The sequence below is a fragment of the Aureimonas flava genome, from assembly GCF_003583935.1.
In the GTDB taxonomy this organism is placed as follows: domain Bacteria; phylum Pseudomonadota; class Alphaproteobacteria; order Rhizobiales; family Rhizobiaceae; genus Aureimonas; species Aureimonas flava.
In genome coordinates this window covers 153,513-178,097 of sequence record NZ_QYRN01000001.1, presented here as the reverse complement: position 1 = coordinate 178,097, position 24,585 = coordinate 153,513, and the positions used below count along the sequence as shown (strand labels likewise).

The 24,585-nt window shown below is 68.9% G+C and carries 23 protein-coding genes and 1 riboswitch; of the genes, 2 read left to right on the top strand and 21 right to left on the bottom strand.

The window, feature by feature from the left end:
- Positions 1–40: 40 nt before the first annotated feature.
- Complete coding sequence (gene ettA, locus D3218_RS00895) at positions 41–1,690, bottom strand: energy-dependent translational throttle protein EttA (RefSeq protein ID WP_119538015.1); 1,650 nt, start codon at positions 1,688–1,690, stop codon at positions 41–43.
- 169 nt (positions 1,691–1,859) lie between these two features.
- Here ettA and D3218_RS00890 point away from each other — a divergent pair, with 169 nt between their 5' ends.
- Positions 1,860–2,156: a Dabb family protein gene (locus tag D3218_RS00890; RefSeq protein ID WP_119538014.1), complete on the top strand. Its 297-nt coding sequence runs from the start codon at positions 1,860–1,862 to the stop codon at positions 2,154–2,156.
- Between the two features lie 8 nt (positions 2,157–2,164).
- Here D3218_RS00890 and D3218_RS00885 read toward each other — a convergent pair whose 3' ends face one another.
- Positions 2,165–3,172 (bottom strand): ribonuclease T2 family protein, encoded by a 1,008-nt coding sequence (locus D3218_RS00885; RefSeq protein WP_168990376.1) that lies wholly within the window; start codon positions 3,170–3,172, stop codon positions 2,165–2,167.
- A gap of 64 nt (positions 3,173–3,236) precedes the next feature.
- Between D3218_RS00885 and D3218_RS00880 the strand changes: the two genes are divergently transcribed.
- Positions 3,237–4,220: an alpha/beta fold hydrolase gene (locus tag D3218_RS00880; protein ID WP_119538012.1), complete on the top strand. Its 984-nt coding sequence runs from the start codon at positions 3,237–3,239 to the stop codon at positions 4,218–4,220.
- Between the two features lie 6 nt (positions 4,221–4,226).
- On the opposite strand, the gene D3218_RS00875 is transcribed toward D3218_RS00880, so the two are convergent.
- The 19 genes from D3218_RS00875 to araD1 all read right to left on the bottom strand — a co-directional run bounded on the left by D3218_RS00875 (position 4,227) and on the right by araD1 (position 24,499).
- Complete coding sequence (locus tag D3218_RS00875) at positions 4,227–5,078, bottom strand: COG3904 family protein (RefSeq protein WP_119538011.1); 852 nt, start codon at positions 5,076–5,078, stop codon at positions 4,227–4,229.
- Between the two features lie 6 nt (positions 5,079–5,084).
- Positions 5,085–6,371, bottom strand: coding sequence for a hypothetical protein (locus tag D3218_RS00870; protein ID WP_119538010.1), 1,287 nt, complete (start codon positions 6,369–6,371; stop codon positions 5,085–5,087).
- Between the two features lie 102 nt (positions 6,372–6,473).
- Complete coding sequence (locus tag D3218_RS00865; protein WP_168990375.1) at positions 6,474–7,190, bottom strand: GntR family transcriptional regulator; 717 nt, start codon at positions 7,188–7,190, stop codon at positions 6,474–6,476.
- Between the two features lie 113 nt (positions 7,191–7,303).
- Positions 7,304–7,933 carry a thiamine phosphate synthase gene (locus D3218_RS00860; protein ID WP_119538008.1) on the bottom strand — a complete coding sequence of 210 codons (630 nt, stop codon included), beginning with the start codon at positions 7,931–7,933 and terminating at the stop codon, positions 7,304–7,306.
- A complete protein-coding gene (locus D3218_RS00855) occupies positions 7,930–8,703 on the bottom strand; it encodes a thiazole synthase (protein ID WP_119538007.1) in 774 nt (257 codons plus the stop codon). The genes D3218_RS00860 and D3218_RS00855 overlap by 4 nt, the downstream gene beginning before the upstream one ends.
- Position 8,704: 1 nt before the next feature.
- A complete protein-coding gene (gene thiS, locus D3218_RS00850) occupies positions 8,705–8,902 on the bottom strand; it encodes a sulfur carrier protein ThiS (protein ID WP_119538006.1) in 198 nt (65 codons plus the stop codon).
- The gene (locus tag D3218_RS00845; protein ID WP_119538005.1) at positions 8,899–9,858 is read right to left on the bottom strand and encodes an FAD-dependent oxidoreductase; all 960 of its coding nucleotides are present in this window, start codon (positions 9,856–9,858) and stop codon (positions 8,899–8,901) included. Before D3218_RS00845 ends, thiS begins: the two co-directional genes overlap by 4 nt.
- Before the next feature lie 105 nt (positions 9,859–9,963).
- Positions 9,964–10,075: riboswitch (TPP riboswitch) on the bottom strand.
- Entirely contained in the window at positions 10,076–11,944 is a 1,869-nt protein-coding gene (locus tag D3218_RS00840; protein ID WP_119538004.1) for a cation:proton antiporter domain-containing protein, read from the bottom strand.
- A 594-nt stretch (positions 11,945–12,538) separates the two neighbouring features.
- Positions 12,539–12,826, bottom strand: coding sequence for a DUF2218 domain-containing protein (locus D3218_RS00835; protein ID WP_119538003.1), 288 nt, complete (start codon positions 12,824–12,826; stop codon positions 12,539–12,541).
- 134 nt (positions 12,827–12,960) lie between these two features.
- Entirely contained in the window at positions 12,961–14,181 is a 1,221-nt protein-coding gene (gene mmsB / locus D3218_RS00830; RefSeq protein ID WP_119538002.1) for a multiple monosaccharide ABC transporter permease, read from the bottom strand.
- The gene (mmsA, locus tag D3218_RS00825) at positions 14,178–15,695 is read right to left on the bottom strand and encodes a multiple monosaccharide ABC transporter ATP-binding protein (protein ID WP_119538001.1); all 1,518 of its coding nucleotides are present in this window, start codon (positions 15,693–15,695) and stop codon (positions 14,178–14,180) included. The genes mmsB and mmsA overlap by 4 nt, the downstream gene beginning before the upstream one ends.
- Positions 15,696–15,814: 119 nt before the next feature.
- On the bottom strand, positions 15,815–16,882 hold the full coding sequence (chvE, locus tag D3218_RS00820) for a multiple monosaccharide ABC transporter substrate-binding protein (protein ID WP_119538000.1): 1,068 nt from the start codon (positions 16,880–16,882) through the stop codon (positions 15,815–15,817).
- A gap of 204 nt (positions 16,883–17,086) precedes the next feature.
- Positions 17,087–17,734 (bottom strand): 2-dehydro-3-deoxy-6-phosphogalactonate aldolase, encoded by a 648-nt coding sequence (locus D3218_RS00815; RefSeq protein ID WP_119537999.1) that lies wholly within the window; start codon positions 17,732–17,734, stop codon positions 17,087–17,089.
- Positions 17,731–18,657 carry a 2-dehydro-3-deoxygalactonokinase gene (locus tag D3218_RS00810; protein ID WP_119537998.1) on the bottom strand — a complete coding sequence of 309 codons (927 nt, stop codon included), beginning with the start codon at positions 18,655–18,657 and terminating at the stop codon, positions 17,731–17,733. The genes D3218_RS00815 and D3218_RS00810 overlap by 4 nt, the downstream gene beginning before the upstream one ends.
- Positions 18,654–19,580, bottom strand: coding sequence for an SMP-30/gluconolactonase/LRE family protein (locus tag D3218_RS00805; protein ID WP_425359276.1), 927 nt, complete (start codon positions 19,578–19,580; stop codon positions 18,654–18,656). Before D3218_RS00805 ends, D3218_RS00810 begins: the two co-directional genes overlap by 4 nt.
- Positions 19,580–21,442 carry an IlvD/Edd family dehydratase gene (locus D3218_RS00800; protein ID WP_245414865.1) on the bottom strand — a complete coding sequence of 621 codons (1,863 nt, stop codon included), beginning with the start codon at positions 21,440–21,442 and terminating at the stop codon, positions 19,580–19,582. Before D3218_RS00800 ends, D3218_RS00805 begins: the two co-directional genes overlap by 1 nt.
- A 48-nt stretch (positions 21,443–21,490) precedes the next feature.
- Positions 21,491–22,564 carry an aldose epimerase family protein gene (locus tag D3218_RS00795; RefSeq protein WP_119537997.1) on the bottom strand — a complete coding sequence of 358 codons (1,074 nt, stop codon included), beginning with the start codon at positions 22,562–22,564 and terminating at the stop codon, positions 21,491–21,493.
- A gap of 1 nt (position 22,565) precedes the next feature.
- Complete coding sequence (locus D3218_RS00790) at positions 22,566–23,492, bottom strand: Gfo/Idh/MocA family protein (RefSeq protein ID WP_119537996.1); 927 nt, start codon at positions 23,490–23,492, stop codon at positions 22,566–22,568.
- A gap of 8 nt (positions 23,493–23,500) precedes the next feature.
- Positions 23,501–24,499 (bottom strand): AraD1 family protein, encoded by a 999-nt coding sequence (araD1, locus tag D3218_RS00785; protein ID WP_119537995.1) that lies wholly within the window; start codon positions 24,497–24,499, stop codon positions 23,501–23,503.
- Positions 24,500–24,585: the final 86 nt, after the last annotated feature.

The window sequence follows — 24,585 nt, the reverse complement described above, 5'->3', positions numbered from 1 at the left end:
GGGGCGACGCGCGGGAAGATGCCCGCGCGCCGCGCGCGCCTCAGCGCGTCAGTCGCTTGTAGGTCGGCCGCTTGGGGTTGACGCTTTCGGGTCCGAGACGACGGATCTTGTCCTGCTCGTAGTCCTCGAAGTTGCCCTCGAACCATTCGACGTGGCTGTCGCCCTCGAAGGCCAGGATGTGCGTCGCGAGCCGGTCGAGGAACATGCGATCGTGGCTGATGACCACGGCGCAGCCGGCGTATTCCTCCAGCGCGTCCTCCAGCGCGGCCAGCGTCTCGGTGTCGAGGTCGTTGGTCGGCTCGTCGAGGAGGATGACGTTCGAGCCGGTCTTCAGCATCTTGGCGAGGTGGACGCGGTTGCGCTGGCCGCCCGAAAGGGTGCCGACCTTCTGCTGCTGGTCCGGTCCCTTGAAGTTGAAGTTGCCGACATAGGCCCGGCTGTTCATCTCGTACTTGCCGAGCTTCATGATGTCGACGGCGCCGGTCACCTCCTCCCAGACGTTCTTGTCGGGATCCAGGTGGTCGCGGCTCTGGTCGACATAGCCGAGATCGACGGTCTCGCCGATCTTGATGTCGCCGGCATCGGGCTGTTCCTGGCCCGTCAGCATCTTGAACAGGGTGGACTTGCCGGCGCCGTTCGGCCCGATGACACCCACGATGCCGCCCGGCGGCAGCTTGAACGACAGGTTCTCGATCAGCACCCGGTCGCCGTAGCTCTTGGTGATGCCCTCGACCTCGATCACCCGGTTGCCGAGGCGCTCGCCGGTGGGGATGACGATCTTGCCGTCGGCAGGCTTGCGGTTCTCCGCGAGCTCGACCAGTTCGTGGTAGGCCTTGATGCGCGCCTTGGACTTGGTCTGGCGGGCCTTGGCGCCCTGCCCCATCCATTCGCGCTCGCGCGAAAGGGCACGCATGCGCGCGTCCTCCTCGCGGCCCTCCTGCGCCATGCGCTTGGACTTCTTCTCCAGGTAGGTCGAGTAGTTGCCCTCGTAGGGCACGCCGCGGCCGCGATCGAGCTCCAGGATCCAGCCAGTGACGTTGTCGAGGAAGTAGCGATCGTGCGTGATCATCAGCACCGCGCCCTCGTATTCGCGCAAGTGCTTCTCGAGCCAGGAGATCGTCTCGGCGTCGAGATGGTTGGTGGGCTCGTCCAGGAGCAGGATGTCCGGCTTGGACAGGAGCAGCTTGCACAGCGCCACGCGGCGCTTCTCGCCGCCCGAGAGCGGCCCGACCTGCGCGTCGCCCGGCGGGCAGCGCAGCGCGTCCATCGCCATCTCGACCTGGCTCTCCAGGTCCCAGAGGTTCTGGCTGTCGATCTGGTCCTGGAGCTTGGCGCCCTCCTCGGCCGTCTCGTCCGAGTAGTTCATCATCAGTTCGTTGTAGCGGTCGAGGATGGCCTGCTTGTCGGCCACGCCCTCCATCACGTTCTCGAACACGGTCTTCGATTCGTCGAGCCGCGGCTCCTGCGGCAGATAGCCGACCGTCGCACCCTCGGCAGCCCAGGCCTCGCCGGTGAACTCCTTGTCGGTGCCGGCCATGATCTTGAGCAGGGTCGACTTGCCGGCGCCGTTCGGGCCGAGGATGCCGATCTTGGCATCCGGGTAGAAGGACAGGTGGATGTTCTCCAGAACCTTCTTGGTGCCGTAGGCCTTGGTGAGTCCGGCCATATGGTAGATGAACTGGCGAGCCATCGCGCGCGCGTCTCCGGGTTGGTCGATGCAGGATGAGTTGGCGCACAGGTAAGGCATGCGCCGACGATGAGCAACAAAGCCCCGAGAATTTCGCGCCGGCCCGCGCCGGCTTGACCTCCCGACCCGTGCGGCGGAAGACGCGGTGGCCGAGCCAGCAGGGGACCGACCCATGATCCGCCACATCGTCTTCTTCAGCGCCCGGGACAAGGCCGACCTGCCGGCCATCAAGGAAGGGCTTCAGACCCTCTCCGCCATCGCGCACCACGATCATTTCGAGGTGGTCGAGAATGCGCGCGTGGATCCGATGGGCAACGACGTGGATCTTGTCGTCTACGCCGAGTTCCGCGACCGCGCGGCGCTCGCGGCCTACAAGGCGGATCCGATCTACGACGCCTCCACGAGCCGTGTTCGGCCTCTGCGGGAAATCCGCTATTCGGCGGACTACGAGGTGCCCGACCGCGCCTGAGGCACCGCTCAGTCGAAGCCCGGTGCGTCCACCCGGCCGCGAGGGCAACCCCGGCCGCCCGGCTCGCCCGCGCGCACGAGCTCGGCCAGCGACGTGTTCGCCGCCAGATCGCCGGCCAGCGCGATGCGCAACTCGCGGATCATCGGCTCGCCTTGCGCATCGGCCGCGCATTCCACCGCCACCCGGCGGCCCGCCCCCCGGCCGAACGCCGCCTCGAAGCTCGCGCGCACGGCGTCGGCCGTCACGACCTCGCCGATCGACGCGTCGAACAGCCGACGCACCGACGAGCGGTTGAGTTCGGACAGGAGGCGGATGGACTGCGCGAAATAGGCCTCCGCATCGCCACGGAAGCAGGTGCCGTGAACCCACCATTCGTGCCGGTCGAGCCCCGACTGGACCCCGGGCATCACCTCGGCGAGCGCGCGCCGCGTCGCGGGGGACGCTCCGTGATCGGGCAGGTCGCGCCAGTCCCCGCGCTCGTCGATGCGGCGCACGGCCTCCGGCACCCCGCAATATTCGCGGCCGCGCGGCTGCGGCCACAGGCCGTGCAGCGAGAAGCCCTTGCCCGCCGCGCCGCCGTCGCGGCATTCGCGCACAGAAGGCCGCGTCTCGCAGAAGGCCGGCTGCCAACTCGCCGCCAGAACGTAGCTGTCTCGCGCCTCCCGAACCTGCGAGCCTCCGGGCGTCGGTCTCGACCCGACGTCGGCGGACTGGCTGTCGTCCTCGATACGGCCGCAACCGAAGGCGACCCAGCGCCGCTCGGGCTCGGCGCCCGGAACGAGGATCAGATAATGGCTGCCGGGCGATGCGTTGCGGCCCACGAGGTCATAGGAGCGGCCGGGTTCGGTGACGATTCGGCCGGGGTTGTCCTCCAGGCGGATCGCCGGCGTCGCGAAGCAGCTCGCCTCCGCCACGAACACGCCCACCATCGGAACCTGTGCCCTCGCGGCCACAGGTGCGAGCGCGAGTAACGTGATCGCGAGCGCGATCGAGGCTAAGGCTGTTGCGCGAGACATATCCCGTGCTCCCTTCATGAGCTACGCCCTGTCCCATACCGTTCTGGCCTGAGCAATCCCTCCCATGCCGCCTTCCCTGGAACCCCGTCGCCGTTTCGTGCTCGACAGCCCGACCGGCGCCGCGCTGACCGTGCGCGCCCGCAATCCCGACACGGCGCCCGAGGCCGTGGTGCTGGTGTTCCACGGACTGGCCGAGCACAGCGCGCGTTACGATCGGCTGATGGGCGAACTCGGCACCCTCGGCTTCGCCACCTACGCGCACGATCACAGGGGCCATGGCTCCACCACGGCGCAGGATGCTCCGCTGCGTCGTTTCGGCTCGCGGAACGGCCTTCGCAAGGTGGTGCGCGACTGCCAGGCCGTGCGCGAGCTCGCCCAGCGGGAACACCCCGGCCTGCCGCTCTTCGTGCTCGGCCATTCGATGGGCGGCGCGATCGCCCTGCACTACGCACGGCGCTTCGCCGGCGGCCTTTCCGGCTGCCTCGTCTGGAACGCCGGACTCCGCTTCGGCTGGCAGGAGCGGCTCGGCGTCGCTTCGCTGCGGGTGGAGAAGATGCTCAAGGGGTCGGACGTCGCGAGCCAGGCTTTCGCCAGGGCCACGACGGATGCCTGGGCGAAGCGGATCGCGAACCGGCGCACCGACGTAGACTGGCTCAGCCACGACCCGGACGTGGTGGACGCCTACATCGCCGATCCGCTCTGCGGCTGGACGCCCACCGTGTCGCTCGCGCAGGACATCGTGCAGCTCGCCCGCGAGAACGCCAACCACGAGGCGCTTTCCCAGATCCCGCACGACCTGCCCATCCATTGCTTCGGCGGCTCGCAGGACCTGGCCACCCAATGCGGTGCCGAGGTCGTCCGCCTGGCGGAGCGACTTCGGGAAGCGGGATCGCGGGAGGTGGAGTGCGAGATCGTGCAAGGGGCCCGGCACGAGACGCTGAACGAGATCGAGCCCTATCGCGGCCAAGCCATGCGCGCGCTGGAAAGCTTCCTGCGGCGGCATCTCGACCGCGTGCCGGCCGCCGCCCCCGCCGTGGAACCCGACTGACGCGGGTCAGGCCGCAGGCTCGCCCTCGGCTTCGCCGACCAGACGGAGATCGCGGAGCTCGTCGGGCGTGAGGACGTAGAGTTCGTTCGCCGGCGTCTGCATCGCATGGATCCAGAGACGGGGATCGACCCCCATGTCGACGAGGAGGCTCTGGCATTCGGCGATGGTCGTCTGGATCTGCGCCACCGAACTGTCGAGATCGCGGGTGCCCTTCCGCTCTGCCCCCGGCAGGGCGTAGACCTGATGGACGCCGACCCACGAGGCCTCGCCGGCCGAGCGGCGCACGCCGCCCGCCAGAACCAGCGGACAGGCCGAGGCGCAATATCCGTCCGCCGGAACCTCGGTTTCCAGCGCCCGCTCGCGGATCAGGCGCGACATGGCGATCGCGTCGCGCACCGATCCGCCAGGCGAATGGAGCACGATCCGCCGCACGTCCTCGCCGTCGTCTTCCAGGAAATGCCGAAAGGCCTCCGCCGTGCCGGCGTCGATGCGTCCGACCGCGGAGGCGACGCCGCCTTCGCCGAGATGGAAGGACATGGCACGCGCCATTCCCTCGCTCGGCGCCACTTCGGGATAGCCCGGCAGGACGGGCTCACCGCGGTCGGGACCGACGGGCGCGGCGCGCGGGAGGTAGGGCCGAATCTGGTCGCCCGGCTGCGGCTGGGGCAGACGCAGGGGCTCGGTGCGCGTGACCCGCTCGCGGTCTCCGGCTTCGCCGGCGACATCGAGCACGTCCTGCGCCAGCATGGAAGCGCCCATGGCGAGCACGCCGAGGAACACCATGCGCAGCACGGCGCCGTCCGGGAGCGACAGAAGCCGCCGCTCCAGCCAACCGGGCGAGGCCTGAAAATCGCTCACGGCGGCCTAGAGCCTCGCCGCCTTGGGGAATCCCCCCGGCGCGTTCTGCTGCACGATGTCGTCCGCTGGGTCCACGGGGGGCGCCTCCACCGCGCCCGACCCGACCTCGGCCATCAGACGGCGCTGGATGCGCATCGCGCGCATCATGTCCACCGCGCTCATGTCGCCGATCTCGGCATCCTCCTCCCCTTCCTCGCGGCGGATCTGGTCCTGCACGATGCACAGGATGAACACGAGGACCGCCGGCAGGAGATCGATCGCGATCGCCCCGGCCCAGGACGGCAGGAAGTCGCGGGCGTACTTGACCACTGCGTCGGGGGCCGAAAGCGGCGTGAAGCGGACGGTCTCGACGCGCGGCCTCTCAAGGATCGCGTCGGCCGCGCCGGCCAGCGCGACGCTCTGCTGGCGCACGGCCGTCTCCACCTGCCCGACCACGGCGGTCTGCCGGTCCTGAAGCCCTGCTGTGCTGCCGTCCGCGGCCGGCGCGATGAAGGTGCGCCCGAGGTCTTCGGCCGCGCGCTTCACCGCCGGTGCGACCGAGGTCTGCTGGAGCGAGCCGATCACGCCGGCGAGTTCCGTCGCCTGCGTGGCGTAGTCGGTCCCGCGCTCCTTCACGCTGCCGTCGGCGGCCACCAGCCGTCGCATCTCGCCGAGACGCTCACCGCCTTCCCGGAACAGGGCGCTCACGTCGTCGCGCGAGGCCTCGATCTCCTGGGCGAGGTTGACGAGCTGCGTCGACATCTGGCTGAGGAGCTGGACCACGGTGCCGGAACCCGACGTGCCGGTGAGCGCGCCGGACGAACGCTCTTCGTCCGACAGGCGGGCGAACCGCTGGGCGGCGAGCTGGATGTCGGGCAGCAGGCTCTGCGCGGCCAGCGCGTTCTCGTGCGCTTCGTTCAGCTTGCTCTGGTACTCCTCCGTGGTGATCGACATGTGCTGCTCGAGCGCGGCCGCGCCCGCCAGCGCCGAGGCGTTGAGCCAGGCCGACATGGCCATGATCATGCAGCAGCCGATCGCCATCGCGAGATAGAGCATGCGGCGGCCGGACGGGCGGCGCACATGCGGCATGATGCGGATCAGGTAGGACCAGAAGGCGTAGATGCCGACCGAGACGGAGACGGAATAGATGACGGCGCCGAAGAAGACGGTGGTGGCGTCGCCGTCCAGGAGTTCGCGGACGCCGAGATAGGTGAAGATGCCGCTCGCGGTCGCCAGGATCGCCAGCGTCATGCGGGTGGTCAGCTCCAGCCGGGCGACCTGGCCGCGCAGCGTGTAGGAATGAGAGGCGGCCATGCGGTTCCCCGACGATCGACGCGCGGACCGGACTGCCGCGCCTCGACCGTTAAGGGAAAATTAAGGCGCTGGCGAGCCTTGCGGGTTCCGCGTCCCTTTGGCTCAGCTCGTGGCGTAGACGAGATCGCCGCCGAGATGGCAGCGGCCGATGCGCAGTTCCAGCGGCCGGTCCTGGTAGGACGAGATGATCCGCTGCAACCGCAGAACGGCCGCGTCGCCCGTCAACTTGAAGTTGCGCTTGTCGGCCGCCGTCGCGGGCTCGGCAGTGGCCCGCTCGCGCTTGTGGGTGGCGAGGTCCTGCCCGGTCCAGCGGGCGGTCGCCACGCCTTCCAACGCCTCTTGCGACATGGTCTTGGCGGTGGCGCCGACGCGCAGGAACACCTCCTCCGTCATGAACAGGCGCCCGAGATGGGTCCGGCGCCGCTCGAACTGAAGGACCGGCGTCCGCCCGTTGACGCCGAGCGTCTCGGCCGCCTCGGGCGGCGCGGTGCCGAGCACGACCTTGGACACGGACACCTCGCCCGAGACCCGGTTGCCCGAGCGGTCGAAGATGTTGGAGAACCGGCTCCGCATCTTGCCGCCCTCGAAGTCGGCCACCACCGTGCCCTTGCCCTGGTGGCGCTCAAGAAGGTTGTGCGCGGTGAGGATGTCGAACGCCTTTCGCACGGTGCCCAGGCTGATGCCGAACGAGCGCGCGATCTCGGCCTCGTTCTCGATCGCCTGCCCCGGCGCCCAGGCCTTCGACACGATCCGCGCGATGAACTCGTCTGCGACCTGCTGATAGAGCGGGCGCGTGTTGAAAGGCTTTGCGAGCGACACGGGTCGTTTCCTGTCCACTATCCTTCGGATGACGGCCCATTGTAATTGCAACCCAGGCGAGAATGCAACCTATGCGCGCATTGCTTTGGCGATATTTCCCTCCGTCGGCGTGATTAGTCGGAGGTGACGGAGGCCGTGCGTCGCGCGCGTGTCGCCTCGATCCATTCGCGCACGCGCGCCTCCGGCCGCTCGTGCCGAATGATGTCGGTCACAACGGCCGCGCTGTCCGCTCCGCCCTCCCACACCGCCGGCAGGCGTTCCACCGTGATGCCACCGATGGCGACGAGCGGAAGCGAGCCGATCCTCCGGCGCCAGTCCCGCAGCCGCGCCGGCGTCTGGGGTGCCCACTTCATCTGTTTCAGCACCGTCGGCCAGACGGGCCCGAGCGCGACGTAGTCCGGTTCGGCGGCGAGCGCCGCCTCGAGTTCGGCCCCGTCGTGGGTGGATAGGCCCAGCCGCAGGCCGGCGCCGCGAATGGCGCCGAGATCGGCCTCGGCAAGGTCCTCCTGCCCGAGGTGGACGAACGCCGCCCCCTCCTCGATCGCCAAACGCCAATGGTCGTTGACCACCAGGACGCATCCATGCGCCGCGCAGGCCTCGCGCGAGCGGCGGATCTGGCGGCGTAGCGCGTCCGGTGCCATGTCCTTGGCTCGAAGCTGCACCAGCCGGATACCGAGCGGGACGAGGCGCTCGATCCAGTCCGCATCGGGAAGAACCGGGTAGAACGGATCGAGCGCGCTCATGCCAGCACCGCCATTCCGAACACCGGCGTCGAGGGCGCGGCCATGTCGCGAGGCTCCATACCGCCCGCCTCGTAGGCCGTGCGCCCCGCTTCCACCGCGAGGCGGAAGGCGCCCGCCATCGCCGCCGGATCGGCGGCGCTCGCCACCGCCGTGTTGAGGAGCACGCCGTCGTAGCCGAGCTCCATCGCGTCGGCGGCGTGGGACGGGCGGCCGAGCCCCGCGTCCACGATCAGCGTCACGTCCGGGAACCGGGCTCGGAGCGAGCGCAGGCCGTAGCGATTGTTGAGCCCCAGCCCCGAGCCGATCGGCGAGCCCCAGGGCATCAGCACCTCGCAGCCCGCCGCCAGCAGGCGCTCGGCCACCACGAGGTCCTCCGTCGTGTAGGGCAGAACCTTGAACCCCTCGCCCGACAGGATGCGCGCCGCCTCGACCAGCCCGAACACGTCCGGCTGGAGCGTATCGGGATGGCCGATCACCTCGAGCTTGACCCAATCGGTGCCGAGAAGTTCGCGCGCCATCTGCGCGGTGGTCACGGCTTCCTTCACCGTGTGGCAGCCGGCCGTATTGGGGAGGAAGGAGACGCCGAGGTCGCGGATCTCGTCCCAGAAGCCCGGACCGTCCTGCCGCATCCCGGCGCTTTCGCGGCGCAGCGACACGGTGACGATCTCCGCCCCCGAAGCCGCGATGGCCGCGCGCATGACCGCGGGAGAAGGATAGAGCGCCGTGCCGAGCATCAGTCGCGAGGCGAACGTCCGATCGTAGAGGCGCATCTCAGCCGCCCTTCATGGGAGAGAGGATCTCCACCGCGTCGCCCTCGGCGAGGGTCGCGGTGCCTCGCGCGCCGCGCGGCACGAACTCGCGGTTCAGCGCGGTCGCCACGATCTCCGGTCGATAGTCGAGCTCGCGGAGCAGGGTTTCGATGTCGCGCGCGGCGACGTCCTTCGCCTCTCCGTTCAGGGTGATCTTCATGCAGGCTCCTTGGCGCCGACGGCGAGGTCGGCGGCGATCTTCGAGAAGGCGGGCGAGAGCAGGAATCCGTGCCGATAGAGGCCGGAAAAGGCGACGCCCCGGTCGGTGCGCGCGACGCTTGGAAGGTTGTCGGGCAAGGCCGGCCGCCGGCCGCTGCCGATCTCGAGGATCTCGGCCTCGGCGAAGGCCGGATGGAGCGCGAAGGCGGCGGTCAGAAGCTCCACTGCCGAGCGCAAGGTCACGGGGCCGGCCGCCTCGCTTTCTACCATGGTCGCGCCGATCATGAAGACGTGGTCGGCGCGGGGCACGACGTAGATCGGCCAGCGCGGGTGCAGGAGGCGCACCGGCCGGCGCAGCGAGACGTCGGGGCAGCGCACGATCGCCATCTCGCCGCGCACCGAGCGCAGGCGAGGCAGGTCCGCCGCTAGGCCCCGGCAGTCGACGACGCGCTCGCCTCGCAGCCCCAAGGGCTCGCGCGGGTCGGAAAACCGGATCGTTCCGCCCAGGGCCTCGATGCGTCCCGCAAGGGCGGCGAGCGTCCGGCGCGGATCGAGGTGAGCCTCGCTCTCGAAGAACAGCGCCTTGGCGAAGCGGCCGCCGAGGTCGGGTTCCAGCGCCGCGAGGCCCTCCGCGTCGAGCATGCGATTGGATCGGGTGCGGGCGGCGAACTGGCGCAGGTCGCCGGCGTCGCGACCGGCCGCGACGACCAGCGTGCCGTGGCGCTCCACCTCCGTGACGCGCGACCAGAACGCGATTCCTTCGAGGCCCGGCGCGACGATGCTCGGATCGGCGACGCTCGCCTCGCAGAACGGGGCCAGCATGCCGCCCGCGAGCCAGGACGCGGAGGACGCAAGGTCCGGGCCGCGCTCGTGGACCACGACGCTCTCGCCGGCTTCCGCCAGGCGAAGCCCGGTGGTCAGGCCCGCGACCCCCGCGCCCAGGATATGAATGGTCATCGCCGCTCCCGCGCCGCGCATTGCCGCACCTGCCGCCGGACCGGGAAACGTCCGCGCGTGCGAAGCGCGGAAGCCTTCGAGAGAAGGCGTCTCGCGGTCCTTCGTCGGAGCGGAACACTCCATCCCTACGCCAGTGCGAACTGGATCAGGTTCGTGGGGTCGCCGGGCGCTTGCGCCGGCCTCTCAGTTCCCTGCCGGAACTCCCCCTGGAAAGGGATCAGGGTAAGCGATCGGCACCGTCTGTCAATGCCGCCTCGCGCATCGGCCCCTCAGCCGGCAGGATCGGACCGTCCGCCAACGGCACGTCGGCGGGCGCGTCGAGGATGTGGTCGGCGATCGCCTCGGCGGTGACCTCGTCGCCGTTGATGACGGCGTCGGCGCCGGCCTGGATCAGCCGCTCGCGCTGCTCGCCGGAATGCACGCGCGCCGTGATGCGGATGGCGGGGTTCGCCGCGCGAGCCGCGTTGATGATCGCGACCGCCTCGAAGCTGTTCGGGAACGCGAGCACGATGTCGCGCGCGGCGGCGATATTGGCCGCTTCCAACACCTCCGCCTTCACGGCGTTGCCGACGATCGCCTCGATCCCGGCCGCGCGGATGCGCGCGACGCGCTTGTCCGCATCCTCGACCACCACGAAGGCGCGGCCCGCTTCGGCGAGGCGCTGGGCGATCTTGGATCCGACACGGCCGTAGCCGACCAGCACGAGATGGTCGGCCAGCGCCGTCGGGCGAAGGTCGTCGGCTTCGATGGCGACGCTTCCCGCCGGGATGTGCGAGGGCACGACCCCGCCGGGCTGGATCTGCAACTCGCGCCCATCCGCGGACTGGAGCGGCTTGGCGGCCGTCGCGGCCGCGCCGTCCTCCGGCGAGACGCGGTCCAGGCGCTGGCGCAGCCGGTCGATCGAGGAGAACAGGATCGGGTTCAGCATGATCGACAGGATGGCGCCCGCCAGGATCAGGTCCCGCGCTTCGGGCGGAAGGATCTGCAGGCGACCGCCGAGCTCGGCCAGGATGAAGGAGAACTCGCCGATCTGCGCCAGCGAGACGGAGATCGTGAGCGCGGTGGACACCGGGTGGCGGAAGGCGCGCACGATCACGAAGGCGGCGATCGACTTGCCGAGGACGATGATGAGCACCGTCGCCAGGATCGGAAGCGGGTCCTGGATCAGGCTGCGCGGATCGAACAGCATGCCGACCGACACGAAGAAGAGGACGGCGAAGGCGTCGCGCAGCGGCAGCGTATCTTCGGCGGCGCGGTGGCTGAGGTCGGATTCGGCCATGATCATACCGGCGAAGAACGCGCCGAGCGCCAGCGACACGCCGAACAAGGACGCGGCGCCGAAGGCGACGGCCAGCGTGATGGCGAGGACCGCGAGGCGGAACAGTTCGCGCGAGCCGGAGCGCGCGGTCATCTGGAGCGCCCAGGGGATGATCCGTCGGCCGACCAGGAGCATCAGCATCACGAAGACGCAGAGCTTGAAGATCGTCATCAGGATGACGCCGGAGACACCGAGCCCGAGATCGTGCAGCAATCCCGCGCCGCCCGACGGCGCCGTGCCGCCCAGCGTCGTCGCGAAGGCCGGCAGCAGGACCAGCGCCAGCACCATGGCAAGGTCTTCCACGATCAGCCAGCCGACCGCGATGCGCCCCTTGCCCGTCTCGATCAGCCGCCGCTCCTGCATGGCGCGCAGCAGCACCACGGTGGAGGCGACCGAGAGGGCGAGACCGAACACCAGGCCCGCGCCAACGGACCAGCCGAGCAGCCAGGCAAGTCCCATGCCGAGCAGCGTGGCGCAGGCGATCTGCACCATCGCGCCCGGCAGCGCGATCGCGCGCACGGACATCAGATCGTTCAGCGAGAAATGCAGGCCGACGCCGAACATCAGCAGGATGACGCCGAGCTCGGCGAGCTCGGTCGCCAGGCTCTGGTCCGCCACGAAGCCCGGCGTGAAGGGGCCGACGCTGACGCCCGCCAGCAGGTAGCCGACGATGGGCGAGATGCCGAAGCGGTTCGCCAGGGTGCCGAAGACGAAGGCGAGGCCAAGGCCGGCCACGATCGTCTCGATCAACGGCATGTCGTGCAGCATCGGCGCGGCCTCCGGCTTCGAATCTCTCCAGTGTTTGGTCCCTACCCGGATAGGGTAAGGCGGCGTGCCTTGCAGCACAAAACGCGTGCACCGGGCCGCATCGCGACGTTTTTCCTCGCCGCGCATGTCGACAGCCGGACGCATAGCTCTGGAATGGCAACGGCTCCGTGGCGAGGCGGGGTGCCGCCCGGCCCGCGGTTCGTCCACGGGCGTCGGCAGTGGAGCCCAGGTCGCAAGGGTCGCACGCCTGAACGCGTGAGCAATCCTGCTTGGGTGAGTGAACGCGATCCGACGGGTCGCGGCCCGGCGCGGACAGCACGCGGTGGGCCCGCCGATCGTCGCGAGACACTCCGGCACGGCGCCGAGAATGTACCGACCGCCTCCGCCGGAGAGACCTCACAGGAGCATTCAACGAATGCTCGCAACCCACTGTTTGGATGCAGGTCTACCCGATCTCGGCGCGTATGCGTGATGCTCCGGTGCTATCCATGGTCCGGATGCTCGAACGCGGATGTCGGCGTTGCAGCATATTTCGTGAAGCGGCGTGCTGCACGAGGAGCCAAAGTCCCTCGCACAGGCGCGATCAGGACCGTGTCAGCCTTCGCGCGTCCAGTCGAAGACGAGGTCCTCGCGGAAGGCGAAGCGCACGATGTGTTCGGCGACGACGCCCTCCATCCGCTCCAGCGCGGCGGCATCCTCGGCATTCACGTCCACCAGCAAGCGGTCGTTCCGCGCCTCCAGCGCGATCCGCGCGGCGGGCATCTCGATCGTGCCCCGATGGGGATCGAACTCGACGGAAAACTTGTGAGCCCAATGCTTGCAAAGCTGCTGGAGATAGCGACTTGCGTGCTGGGTCGTGACGTCGGCGCGGCTGTTGGGCATGACGATCTCCGAAACGGCTACCGATGTCCCCTACTCCGCCGACACGCCGGCCCGCAACCGCCAGCGGCCCCGCCGGCAATGCAAATGGGCGGGCGCCGGCTTCCCGGCGCCCGCCCATGATCCGATCCGCCGGATCAGGCCTTGTTGCGGTTGTACACGTCGAAGCAGACCGCCGCGAGCAGCACCAGACCCTTCACGAGCTGCTGGTAGTCGATCGAGAGCTGCATGGACGTCTGCATGCCCATGTTGAGCGCGCCCATGATGAAGGCGCCGATCACAGCTCCGGTCACCTTGCCGACGCCGCCATAGGCCGAAGCGCCGCCGATGAAGCAGGCCGCGATCACGTCGAGCTCGAGACCCGTGCCGTTCTTGGCGGTGGCCGAACCGACGCGCGCGAAGAACACGAGGCCCGCGATGGCGGCCATGACGCCCATGTTGACGAAGGCCAGGAACACGATCCGCTCGGTCTTCACGCCCGAGAGCTTGGCGGCCTTCTCGTTGCCGCCGACCGCATAGACGCGGCGGCCGATCGTGGTGCGGGAGGTGACGAAGGCGTAGATCGCGATCAGCACCGCCATCAGGATCAGGACGTTCGGCAGGCCGCGATTGGTGGCCAGCAGGTAGCCCATGAACAGGATCGCGACGGTGACCAGCGCCACGCGCCCGTAGAAGAAGGACACGGGTTCGGCCACCGGGCCGACGCGCCCCTTGGCGGACCGCTTCGAGATCGCGAACAGGGCGAAGCCGACGGCCAGCACGATGGCGAGGATCAGGGTGGTCGAGTTTGCGAGCCCGAACACCGGCAGGACGTCCGGGATCGTGCCGGTCGAGATCGCGCGCAGCGACGGCGGGATCGGCGAGATCGAGGACGAGGATCCGAGCGTCATGAAGGTGAGGCCGCGGAAGACCAGCATGCCGGCCAGCGTCACGATGAAGGACGGGATGCGCAGGAAGGCGACGAAATACCCTTGGATCGCGCCGATCACCGCGCCGACGACGAGGCACATCAGCACCGCCAGCGGCACCGGCACGTTATAAAGCACCATCAGGACGGCGCCCACCGCGCCGACGAAGCCGACCAGCGAGCCGACCGACAGGTCGATGTTGCCTGTGATGATGATCAGCAGCATGCCGATCGCCATGATGATGACGTAGCTGTTCTGGAGGAACAGGTTGGTGAGGTTGGAGGCCGACACGAAGGTCGGGCGCCCAGTCGCCGCGGAATAGGCGGCGAAGAAGAGGATGATCGCGACAAGCGCGACCAGCATGCCGTATTCGCGAAGATGGCTCTTGAAGTAGTCGAGGCTCGCTCCGCTCCCCTGTCCGCCGGGGGCCTCCACGGTTTTGATGCTCATGCCGCGTTCCTCCCTGCGGTCCGAATAATGGCGCGCATGATGCTTTCCTGTGTCGCCTCGCCGCGCGGCATCTCGGCCACGAAGCGTCCTTCGTTCATGACGTAGATCCGGTCGCACATGCCGAGAAGCTCGGGCATCTCCGACGAGATCATCAAAATGCCCTTACCCTCGCCCGCGAGCCGCTCGATGATGGAATAGATCTCGAACTTCGCGCCGACGTCGATGCCGCGCGTCGGCTCGTCGAGGATCAGGAGCTCTGGGTTCGAGAACAGCCACTTCGACAGGACGACCTTCTGCTGGTTGCCGCCCGACAGGTTCAGCGTCTTGTGGAAGATGTCGGAGGAGCGGATGCGCAGGCTGGAGCGGTAGTCCTCCGCCACCTTGCGCTCGCGGTCCTCGTCGACGACGCCGTTCTTGGCGATGCCGGGCAGGTTGGCGAGCGAGATGTTCTGGCGGATGTCGTCCTCGAGGAGCAGGCCGTACTGCTTGCGGTCCTCGGTGACGTAGGCGAGCCCGGCCCCGATCGCCTTCGGAATGGTGGACACGTCCACCGCCTTGCCGTGCATGAAGGCTTCGCCCGAGACGTTGCGACCGTAGGATCGCCCGAAGATGCTCATGGCGAGCTCGGTGCGGCCGGCGCCCATCAGGCCCGCGATGCCGACGATCTCGCCCCGGCGCACGCTGAGGGAGACGTCGCGGACGATGTGCCGCTGGGTGTTGAGATGGTGATAGGCGTTCCAGCCCTTCACCTCGAACAGGACCTCGCCGATCTTGGGATGGCGCGGCGGATAGCGGTCGTCGAGCTGGCGGCCCACCATGTCGCGGATGATCTGGTCCTCGCTGACCCCGGCCTTGCAATCGAGGGTCGAGACGGTGGAGCCGTCGCGGATCACGGTGATGGAGTCGGCGACGCGGGAGATCTCGTTCAGCTTGTGGCTGATCATGATCGAGGTCAGCCCCTGCTTCTTGAACTCCAGGAGAAGATCCAGAAGCGCCTGGCTGTCGCGCTCGTTGAGGCTCGCCGTGGGCTCGTCCAGGATTAGGAGGCGCACCTTCTTGGACAGCGCCTTGGCGATCTCCACGAGCTGCTGCTTGCCGACGCCCATGTCCTTGATGAGCGTGGTGGGCGGTTCGGAAAGCCCGACCTGCGCCAGGAGTTCGTCCGAGCGGCGGAACGCCTCGTCCCAATCGATGACGCCGCCGCGCGAGATCTCGTTGCCGAGGAAGATGTTCTCGGCGATCGACAGGAGCGGCACCAGAGCCAGCTCCTGGTGGATGATGATGATGCCGACATGCTCGGAATCACGGATGCCGCGAAAGGACCGGACCTTCCCGTCGTAGAGGATGTCGCCCTCGTAGGTGCCGTGCGGATAGACGCCGGAGAGCACCTTCATCAGCGTCGACTTGCCGGCGCCGTTCTCGCCGCAGATCGCATGGATCTCCCCCGTCTGGACGACGAGGTTGACGTTGTCGAGCGCCTTCACGCCCGGGAACGTCTTGGTGATGCCGCGCATCTCGAGTATCGGTGCCAAAGCGTTCGATCCCAGCGTTTCGGAACGACGGAACGGGGGGCCGAAGCCCCCCGCGATGCGGAAGGCGGGGTGCTACGGGCGCCCCACCCCGTCGGATCGGATCAGGGCTTGATCTGGTCCGCGGTGTAATAGCCGCTGTCGACCAGCACCGGCTTGATGTTCTCCTTGGTCACCAGGACCGGCTTCAGCAGGTAGGCCGGAACCACCTTCACGCCGTTCTCGTAGGTCTTGGTGTCGTTGACCTCGGGCTCCTTGCCCTGGCCGATCGCGTCGATCATGTCGACGGTCACCTTGGCCAGTTCGCGGGTGTCCTTGAAGATGGTCGAGTACTGCTGGCCGTTCTCGATCGACTTGACCGAAGGCACCTCCGCATCCTGGCCGGAGACGATCGGCATCGCCTTGTCGCCCGAGCCATAGCCCACGGCGGTGAGGGCCGAGATGATGCCGATGGACAGGCCGTCATAGGGCGAGAGCACCGCGTTGACGCTCTTGTCGCCGTAGTAGGACGACAGGAGGTTGTCCATGCGAGCCTGCGCCACGGCCGGGTCCCAGCGCAGCGTGCCGACGCGGTCCATGCCGGTCTCGCCCGACGGGATCACGAGCTTGCCGCTGTCGAGATAGGGCTGCAGCACGCTCATCGCGCCGTTGTAGAAGAAGAAGGCGTTGTTGTCGTCCGGCGAGCCGCCGAACAGCTCGATGTTGAACGGCCCTTCCGCGCTTTCGAGCTTGAGACCCTGCACGATCGACTGCGCCTGGAGCACGCCGACCTGGAAGTTGTCGAAGGTCGTGTAGTAGTCGACGTTGGGCGAGTTGCGGATCAGGCGATCGTAGGCGATGACCTTGATGCCCTTGTCGTGCGCCTGCTGGAGCGCATCGGTCAGAGTGGTTCCGTCGATCGAGGCGATCACTAGCGACTGGACGCCGGCGGCGACCATGTTCTCGAGCTGGCTGATCTGCGTCGGAATGTCGTCCTCGGCATACTGCAGATCGGTCTTGTAGCCACGCTCCTGCAGCTGCTTCACCATGTTGTCGCCGTCGGCGATCCAGCGGGCCGAGGCCTTGGTCGGCATCAGCACGCCGACGGTGCCCTTCTCCTGTGCGAACGCGGCACCGGAAAGGGTCATCGCGCCAAGGGCCACCGCCGCCAGCAGGGTCTTCATTCGAATCATGCTCTTCCTCCCATCGCGACGCCGCCGCAGCCTGCGTCCGAAAGCGCGAACCCCTCGCGCCGAGTTCTTCGAACCGCCGCGGGCCGGGCCCGCGCTTCTCGGTGTCTCCGCCTCCACCACCCAGTCGAGGCAGCAACGACCAATTGTCTGATGAATTAACGCATCGGCGAACAGCTCGCCAATGAATTTTTTCTGCACTCTGATTTATCGTAAACCGCAAACGCGGTCGTAGAGCAAGACGGCCTTGTCGGCTCGCTCGCGGATCTCCCCAACCGTCATCCCCGGTTTGTAGAGCGAAGAGCCGAGGCCGAAGGTGCGCACGCCGACGGCCGCGTAGCCCTCGAAGTCCGCTTCGGACACCCCTCCCACCACGCCTATCTCGCGATCCTTCGGCAACACGGCGCGGATCGCGGAAACGCCGGACGGCCCGAGCACGCTGGCGGGGAAGAACTTCAGTGCCGAAGCGCCAGCCGCGATCGCCTGGAACGCCTCGGTCGGCGTGAACACGCCGGGCATCGTCACCATGCCGTGCGACGCCGCCCGCCCGAGCACCGACGCATCGACATTGGGCGAGACCAGGAGGCGACCGCCCACCTCGGCGAGCCGGTCCACGTCATCTGGCGTCAGCACCGTACCGGCGCCGATGTAGTGGCCGGCGCCGCCGAGACGCACGGCCGAGGCGATCGAGCGGAAGGCGTCCGGCGAGTTGAGCGGGATCTCGATCGCCTCGAAGCCGGCCTCGATCAGCGTGGCGACAACGGGCTCGGCCTCGTCGGGCCGGATGCCCCGCAGAATGGCGACCAGCGACCGCCGCAGCGAGGGCCAGGCCACGCGGGAAGGGACATGGCTCATGGGGAACTCCGATCGGGGTGGAGGCTTCGGGCGGCGGACAGGAGGCCGTGCCGCACGCAGAGGTCCGCGTCGAGCCGCCGGTCCAGCCGCAGCCCGGCCGCCTCGAAGGCCGCCTCGTAGAGCGAGGCGATCGGGCCCGACGCGAGAAGCGCGACACGGGTCGGCCGGCCCAGCCGCGCCATCGCGCCGGCAAATTCCAGCCCGATCAGGAGCCCGGACAGGCGGGCGGACTGACGGGCTGGCGGGATCCCTTCGAGCAGCCAGCCTGCGCGCAGGGCGAACAGTGCGTTGGTGACCTCGGAGGGTCGCCCGAGACCGAGCGCGAGACCTTCGGCGAAACCCGGATCGTCGGGCTGGAGGCGCGCGTCGGTTTCCACCGCCTGCTTCAGGATCGAGTGACTGCGCAGGAGCTGGAACAGCTCGCCGGTCATGAAGGTCGCAAAACCCGACACGGTGCCACCTTCCAGCCGAACCCATTTGGAATGGGTTCCGGGCATGCAGACGAGGCCGTCGTCGAACCCCTCCGCGACGACGCCGAGAAGCTGCGTCTCTTCGCCGCGCATGACGTCCGGCGCCTCGCCGTGCTGGGCGAGGCCGGGAAGAACGTGGACCGGACGGCCGGCGCAGGAGACGGCGGTGGCACGGTTCGCCAGGCCTTCCAGCACCGTCGGTACGGGCAGATAGGCGGCCTCGGTCCAGCCCGTGCGCGAGCCGACCATGCCGCACAGCACGGCGGGCACGCCGGCGCCGACGCCCATCGCCGCGAGATGCCGCTCGAGGACGCCAGCAAAGTCCCCGTCCGTGACGGCGGTCAACCCGTCGGGCGCCCGGCGTTCGGTGAGCACCGTGCCGTCCGCCGCACAGGCCCAGGCGCGGAACGACGTGGTGCCCCAATCCACGAGGGCGAAGGCGGCGGCACTCATAGGGCGAGACGCACGCGCGGCTCGGCGACGCCCTTGGCACCCGCCTGGACGATCAGCGTGCGGCCCGCATGGGGATCGGCCGCCCGCTCGGCATCGTCCATGCCTTCGTAGGCCGTGGTGACCAGAAGCTGGTCGAGGTGACGGCCAATGAAGGCGGGGCAGCTCGGCTGGCGCGCCGGCACGGCGAGGGAGCGCAGGTGACGCCCGTCCGGCGAGAACACCTCGATGCGCCCCGCGCCCCAACGGGCGTTCCAGACATTGCCCTCCGCGTCCGTCACCGCGCCGTCCGGACCGCCCCCGAAGGCGCCGGCCGGAACGAAAACGGCCGGCTCACCGCTGGGCAGCCCGGTCTCCGGGTCGAGCGGCACGCGGTGAATATCGCCGCGAGCGGTATCGGCGAAGTATCCGACCGTCCCGTCCGGCGAGAAGCAGATGGCGTTGGGAATGGAGACGCTGGCGTAGAGGCGGCGCAGCTCGCCGCCACGGAACCAGTAGATGGAGCCCCGTCCCATCTCGGCCTTGCGACCCATCGTGCCGATCCAGAGCGCGCCCGACGGATGGACGCGGCCGTCGTTGGAGCGCGTGTCGCTCTCGTCGGCTTCCAGCGCCGTATGCGGCGTCAGGCGGCCGGAGGCCACGTCGCGGACATGGAGGCCCTTTTCCGTGGCGAGGAGCTGCGTGCGGTCGTCCACCGTGCAGAGCTGGCTCGCCATCAGCGGCAGGTCGTGGACGCGCACCTCCGGGCTCGCGGACGGCTTCTCGAAGAGCCGCTTGCCGAGAATGTCGAACCACCAGGCGGTGTCGCTCGCGGGATCGTAGGTCGGCCCCTCGCCGAGATGGCAGGCGGGAGCCTCCAGGATGTGGAGGGGGGCGGCGTCGCCCGCCCCCTTGGTGCCGTTCGCCTCGTCCTGCATCGGCGACATCAGTGGTTGTCGCGGGGCACGCCCCTGGTCTGGGCGATGCGCTGGTACTGGACGGCGTTCTCGAGAACCGCGCCCGTCTCCATCTGGCCGACCAGCGTCCGCTGGATCTCTTGCCACGGCGTCTGGTGATCGGGATACTTGTAGCCGCCCTCGGCCTTCAGGGCCGCGCGGCGCTCGGCCAGCTCGTCGTCCGCGATCAGGATGTCGGCCGTGCCCCGACCGAGGTCGATGCGCACGCGGTCGCCCGTCCGCAGCACGGCGAGGTTGCCGCCGGCCGCCGCCTCGGGCGAGGCGTTGAGGATGGAGGGGCTGCCCGACGTGCCCGACTGCCGCCCGTCGCCGATGCAGGCGAGCGAGGTGACGCCCTGCTTGATGAGGTAGTCGGGTGCGCGCATGTTCACCACCTCGGCCGCGCCGGGATAGCCGACCGGGCCCGCTCCTCGCATGAAGAGGATCGTGTGCTCGTCGATGCCGAGCGCGGGATCGTCGATCCGGTGGTGGTAGTCCTCCGGTCCGTCGAACACCACGGCCTTGCCCTCGAAGGCGTTGGGATCGGCCGGATTGTCGAGATAGCGCTCGCGGAACTCCTGGCTGATGACGCTGGTCTTCATGATCGCCGAGGAGAACAGGTTCCCCTTCAGCACCAGGAAGCCGGCCTTCGCCTTGAGCGGCTTGTCGAACGGCTTGATGACGTTCTCGTCCTCGATCGCCGCGTCCCGGCAGTTGTCGCCGATGGTGCGGCCGTTGACGGTCAGCGCGTCCTCGCGGATCAGCCCCTGCCCCATGAGCTGGTTCACTACGGCCGGGACGCCCCCGGCATGGTAGTAGTCCTCGCCCAGATACTCGCCCGCCGGCTGGAGATTGACGAGCAGCGGGATCTCCTCGCCGTAGGTCTGCCAGTCGTCCACCGTCAGCTCGACGCCGATGTGCCGGGCCAGCGCGTTGAGGTGAATCGGCGCGTTGGTGGAGCCGCCGATCGCGGAGTTGACGCGGATGGCGTTGACGAAGGCGTCCTTGGTCAGGATGTCGGAGGGCTTCAGGTCCTCGCGCACCATATCCACGATGCGAAGGCCGGTGCGGTAGGCCACCTCCTGCCGATCGCGGTAGGGCGCGGGGATGGCGGCCGAGCCGGGAAGCTGCATGCCCAGCGCCTCGGCCAGCGAGTTCATCGTGGTGGCCGTGCCCATCGTGTTGCAGTAGCCGGTGGACGGAGCGGACGACGCCACGAGCTTCACGAAGCCGGCGTAGTCGATCTCGCCCTTGGCCATCAGCTCGCGGGCCTTCCAGACGATGGTGCCCGAGCCCGTGCGCTGTCCGCGGAACCAGCCGTTCAGCATCGGGCCGACCGACAGGGCGATCGCGGGGATGTTCACCGTGGCCGCCGCCATGAGGCAGGCCGGCGTCGTCTTGTCGCAGCCGACCGTCAGAACCACGCCGTCCAGCGGATAGCCGTAGAGGATCTCGACGAGGCCGAGATAGGCGAGGTTGCGGTCGAGGCCGGCGGTCGGCCGCTTGCCGGTCTCCTGGATCGGATGGACCGGAAACTCGATGGCGATGCCGCCCGCTTCGCGGATGCCCTCGCGCAGGCGGTTGGCGAGTTCGAGGTGATGGCGGTTGCAGGGCGATAGGTCGGAGCCGGTCTGCGCGATGCCGATGATCGGGCGGCCCGACTGGAGCTCCTCCTGGCTGAGGCCGAAGTTCATGTACCGCTCGAGGTAGAGCGCGGTCATGTCGGCGTTGTCGGGATTGTCGAACCAGGCGCGCGAGCGCAGCGTCGTGCCGGCACGGCCGTGACCTCGGCTGCCGCCCGCCGTGGTCAACTCGTCGGTTCCCTCGATCTTGGTCGTCAGGTCGTTCGACATGGGTCTTTCTCCTTCGGCCTCAGCGCCCTCGGGCCGAGGCCTGAAACGTCAGGCATGCGTGAAGCGGTAGATGGACCGGTGGCGGTAGGTCTCGCCCGGGTCGAGCCGCGCGGTGGGAAAGTCCGGCCGGTTGGGCGCGTCGGGGAAGCCTTGCGGCTCCAGGCACACGGCATCGCCCATGCGATACGACAGGCCATGCTTGCCGACCGCCGTGCCGTCCAGGAAGTTGCCGGAATAGAACTGGACGCCCGGCTGGTCGGTCAGAAGCTCCATGACCCGACCGCTGGCGGGGTCGCGCAGCGTCGCAGCCAGCCTCGGCTCGGTGCCCGAGGCGCCGCGCAGACACCAGTTGTGGTCGTAGCCTCGCCCCTGGCGGATCTGCTCTTCCTCCGCGCGGATGCGCTCGCCGATCGCACGCGGGACGCGGAAATCGAAGGCCGTTCCTTCGACCGGTGCCGGTTCGCCGCGCGGAATGGCCCCCTCGCCCACCGGAAGGAAGCGGTCCGCCTCGATCGCGATCTCGTGGGCGAGAACGCCGGTCACCCTCTCCGTGCCGCCGAGATTGAAGAAGGCATGGTTGGTGAGGTTCACCACCGTCGGACGATCGGTGCTCGCCTCGAAGGCGATCTCCATCTCGCCCGCGCGCAGCCGATAGGTGACGCGAACCTCCAGCCGTCCCGGAAAGCCGCATTCGCCATCCGGGCTGACGCGCGAGAGACCGACGAAAGGTGCATCGCCGCCGCCCGTCTCCTCGATCGTCCACAGGTGGCGGTCGAAGCCTTCGGGGCCGCCGCCGTGCAGCGCGTTCGGCCCGTCGTTGGGCGGGATCTGGAACCGCTCGCCGTCGAGCGCGAAGCGACCGTCCGCGATGCGGTTGGCGAAGCGCCCGATCGTGGCGCCGAAGAAGTCGCGCGTCGCGACATAACCGTCGAGCGCGTCGTGGCCGAGCACCACGTCGTCCATCCGCCCGTCGCGATCGGGCACCCGGAGGGTCTGGAGCGTGGCGCCGTATGTCAGGATGCAGGCCTCGATGCCGGCGGCGCGCAGGCGCACCATCTCCACCGCTCGCCCGTCGGGCAGGCGGCCGAAGTCTTGCCGTTCGATCCCGGACGCCTCGCTCACCTCAGCTCTCCACGAATTCGTCCACGACCCGGCGGCGGCCGAGAAGGAACGCGTCGGCCACATGCTGGAGCGGCGACAGGTCGACGTCCACCGCGCCGTCGGCGGCAAGCCCGGCGAAGCGACGATAGATCGCGGCGTATTCACGGTCCGGCTCGTCCACGCGCAGCGCGCCGTCCACCCGCATCCGCTTGCCGCCGTCCGCCACGGTCAACGTGCCGGCGTCGGTCTCCACCACGATGTTCCAGATCTCGCCGCTGGTCTCGCGCCAATCGAACTCCGCCGCCACGGGCACGCCGTGACCGTCGGCGAAGGCGAGCGAGGCGGCGATCGGTGCCGCGCGGTTGGCCGGAAAGAACAGGTCCGACTGCGTCAGGAACACGGGACGCGGCAGGATCGCCGTCATGATCGACAGGGCGTTGATGCCGGGGTCGAACACGCCGAGACCGCCCGGCTCCCAGATCCATTCCTGACCGGGGTGCCACTTGCGCACGTCCTCCTTCCACTCGATCCGCACCGAGCGGACGGTGGTGGATGCGAGAAAGGTGCGGGCCGGCTCCACCGCGGGGGCGAAGCGCGAATGCCAGGTGGCGAAAAGCACCACGCCGTTGCGCCGCGCCAGCGCAACGAGCGGTGCGACCTCGCTCACCGTCGCGCCCGGCGGCTTCTCGAGAAGAACGTGCTTGCCGGCCGAAAGCGCCGCCAGCGCCTGCCCGTGCCGCACCTGGGGCGGCGTGCACAGGGCGACGGCGTCGAACAGATCGGCGCGCTCCAGCATCTCGTCCAGCGTGGCGAAGCAGGCGACACCCGGGAGCGAGGCGTTGCGGCTGGCGACGGCGGTCAGCTCGACGCCGTCCACGGCGGCGATCGAGGGCACGTGCTGGTCGCGGGCAATCTTGCCGAGACCGACGATGGCGACGCGCAGGGTCATGGCGCGACTCAGAGCGCCCGAACCGCGACCGGGGCTTCCGTCCCCGGAGTCTCGGCCAGGGGGTTGACCAGCGGCAGGCGGAACGGCCGCGCCTCGATCTCGAACCGGTCGCCGGCCTGCGTCTTCACGCCGTGCGTGACCGACAGCGTTGCCGTTCCGAAGAAGTGGACGTGCAGATCGCCGGGCCGGCGGAACAGGTCGTACTTGAAATGGTGGTGTTCGAGATTGGCGATCGTGTGCGACATGTTCGCCTCGCCCGACAGGAAGGGCTTGTCGAACACGAGCTCGCCGTCGCGGCGGATGCGCGAGGTGCCTTCCACATGATCGGGCAGCGCGCCGACCAGGAGCTCCGGGCCGAGCGAGGCCTGCCGCAGCTTGGAATGGGCGAGCCAGAGGTAGTTGCCACGCTCGACCACGTGGTCGGAAAACTCGTTGGACAGGCAGAAGCCGAGGCGGAAGGGCGTTCCGTCCGCGCCGATCAGGTAGATGCCGGCCAGTTCCGGCTCCTCGCCTCCGTCCTGCGCGAAGACCGGCGAGGTCAGCGGCTCGCCGGGACCCACGAGGCACGAGCCGTCGCCCTTGTAGAACCATTCCGGCTGCACGCCGATCCCGCCCGCCGCCGGCTTTCCGCCCTCGAGGCCCATGCGGAACATACGCATGGAATCGGTGAGCTGCTCGCCGGCCTGCGCCTTGTGCATCTTGTCGCGACCGTCGGCCGAGCCGAGATGCGTCAGGCCGGTCCCGGCCACGATGAAATGGGCCGGATCGGGATGGTGGATCGGCATCAGCATGCGGCCTTCGGCCAGGGCCGCGTCGAGGTCCACGGCCTCGCCCCGGCCGGCGCGCTCGACCTCCTCCGCCAGCGTGGAGCCGCTCGCCACGGCAGCCTGCGCCAGGTCGTAGGACGATGCGAAGCCCGGCACGACATGGCCCGCGCCCTCGTCGCCGGCCGCGACCACGAGCACCGCGCCGTTCGCGTCTTTCACCTGGAGAATTCGCAGAGCCATCGCCGTTCCACGCAACTTGAGGTCAACAATCGGAACGCCCCACGGATCGGGACGCGCCATCGGGCCGGACAACCGGCACGCCAATT

Coding starts and splice junctions, on each gene's coding strand:
- ettA (WP_119538015.1), bottom strand. CDS start 1,690: ATGGCTCGCCAGTTCATCTACCATATGGCCGGACTCACCAAGGCCTAC.
- D3218_RS00890 (WP_119538014.1), top strand. CDS start 1,860: ATGATCCGCCACATCGTCTTCTTCAGCGCCCGGGACAAGGCCGACCTG.
- D3218_RS00885 (WP_168990376.1), bottom strand. CDS start 3,172: ATGTCTCGCGCAACAGCCTTAGCCTCGATCGCGCTCGCGATCACGTTA.
- D3218_RS00880 (WP_119538012.1), top strand. CDS start 3,237: ATGCCGCCTTCCCTGGAACCCCGTCGCCGTTTCGTGCTCGACAGCCCG.
- D3218_RS00870 (WP_119538010.1), bottom strand. CDS start 6,371: ATGGCCGCCTCTCATTCCTACACGCTGCGCGGCCAGGTCGCCCGGCTG.
- D3218_RS00860 (WP_119538008.1), bottom strand. CDS start 7,933: ATGAGCGCGCTCGATCCGTTCTACCCGGTTCTTCCCGATGCGGACTGG.
- D3218_RS00855 (WP_119538007.1), bottom strand. CDS start 8,703: ATGCGCCTCTACGATCGGACGTTCGCCTCGCGACTGATGCTCGGCACG.
- thiS (WP_119538006.1), bottom strand. CDS start 8,902: ATGAAGATCACCCTGAACGGAGAGGCGAAGGACGTCGCCGCGCGCGAC.
- D3218_RS00845 (WP_119538005.1), bottom strand. CDS start 9,858: ATGACCATTCATATCCTGGGCGCGGGGGTCGCGGGCCTGACCACCGGG.
- D3218_RS00840 (WP_119538004.1), bottom strand. CDS start 11,944: ATGCTGCACGACATGCCGTTGATCGAGACGATCGTGGCCGGCCTTGGC.
- D3218_RS00835 (WP_119538003.1), bottom strand. CDS start 12,826: ATGCCCAACAGCCGCGCCGACGTCACGACCCAGCACGCAAGTCGCTAT.
- mmsB (WP_119538002.1), bottom strand. CDS start 14,181: ATGAGCATCAAAACCGTGGAGGCCCCCGGCGGACAGGGGAGCGGAGCG.
- mmsA (WP_119538001.1), bottom strand. CDS start 15,695: ATGCGCGGCATCACCAAGACGTTCCCGGGCGTGAAGGCGCTCGACAAC.
- chvE (WP_119538000.1), bottom strand. CDS start 16,882: ATGATTCGAATGAAGACCCTGCTGGCGGCGGTGGCCCTTGGCGCGATG.
- D3218_RS00815 (WP_119537999.1), bottom strand. CDS start 17,734: ATGAGCCATGTCCCTTCCCGCGTGGCCTGGCCCTCGCTGCGGCGGTCG.
- D3218_RS00810 (WP_119537998.1), bottom strand. CDS start 18,657: ATGAGTGCCGCCGCCTTCGCCCTCGTGGATTGGGGCACCACGTCGTTC.
- D3218_RS00805 (WP_425359276.1), bottom strand. CDS start 19,580: ATGTCGCCGATGCAGGACGAGGCGAACGGCACCAAGGGGGCGGGCGAC.
- D3218_RS00800 (WP_245414865.1), bottom strand. CDS start 21,442: ATGTCGAACGACCTGACGACCAAGATCGAGGGAACCGACGAGTTGACC.
- D3218_RS00790 (WP_119537996.1), bottom strand. CDS start 23,492: ATGACCCTGCGCGTCGCCATCGTCGGTCTCGGCAAGATTGCCCGCGAC.
- araD1 (WP_119537995.1), bottom strand. CDS start 24,499: ATGGCTCTGCGAATTCTCCAGGTGAAAGACGCGAACGGCGCGGTGCTC.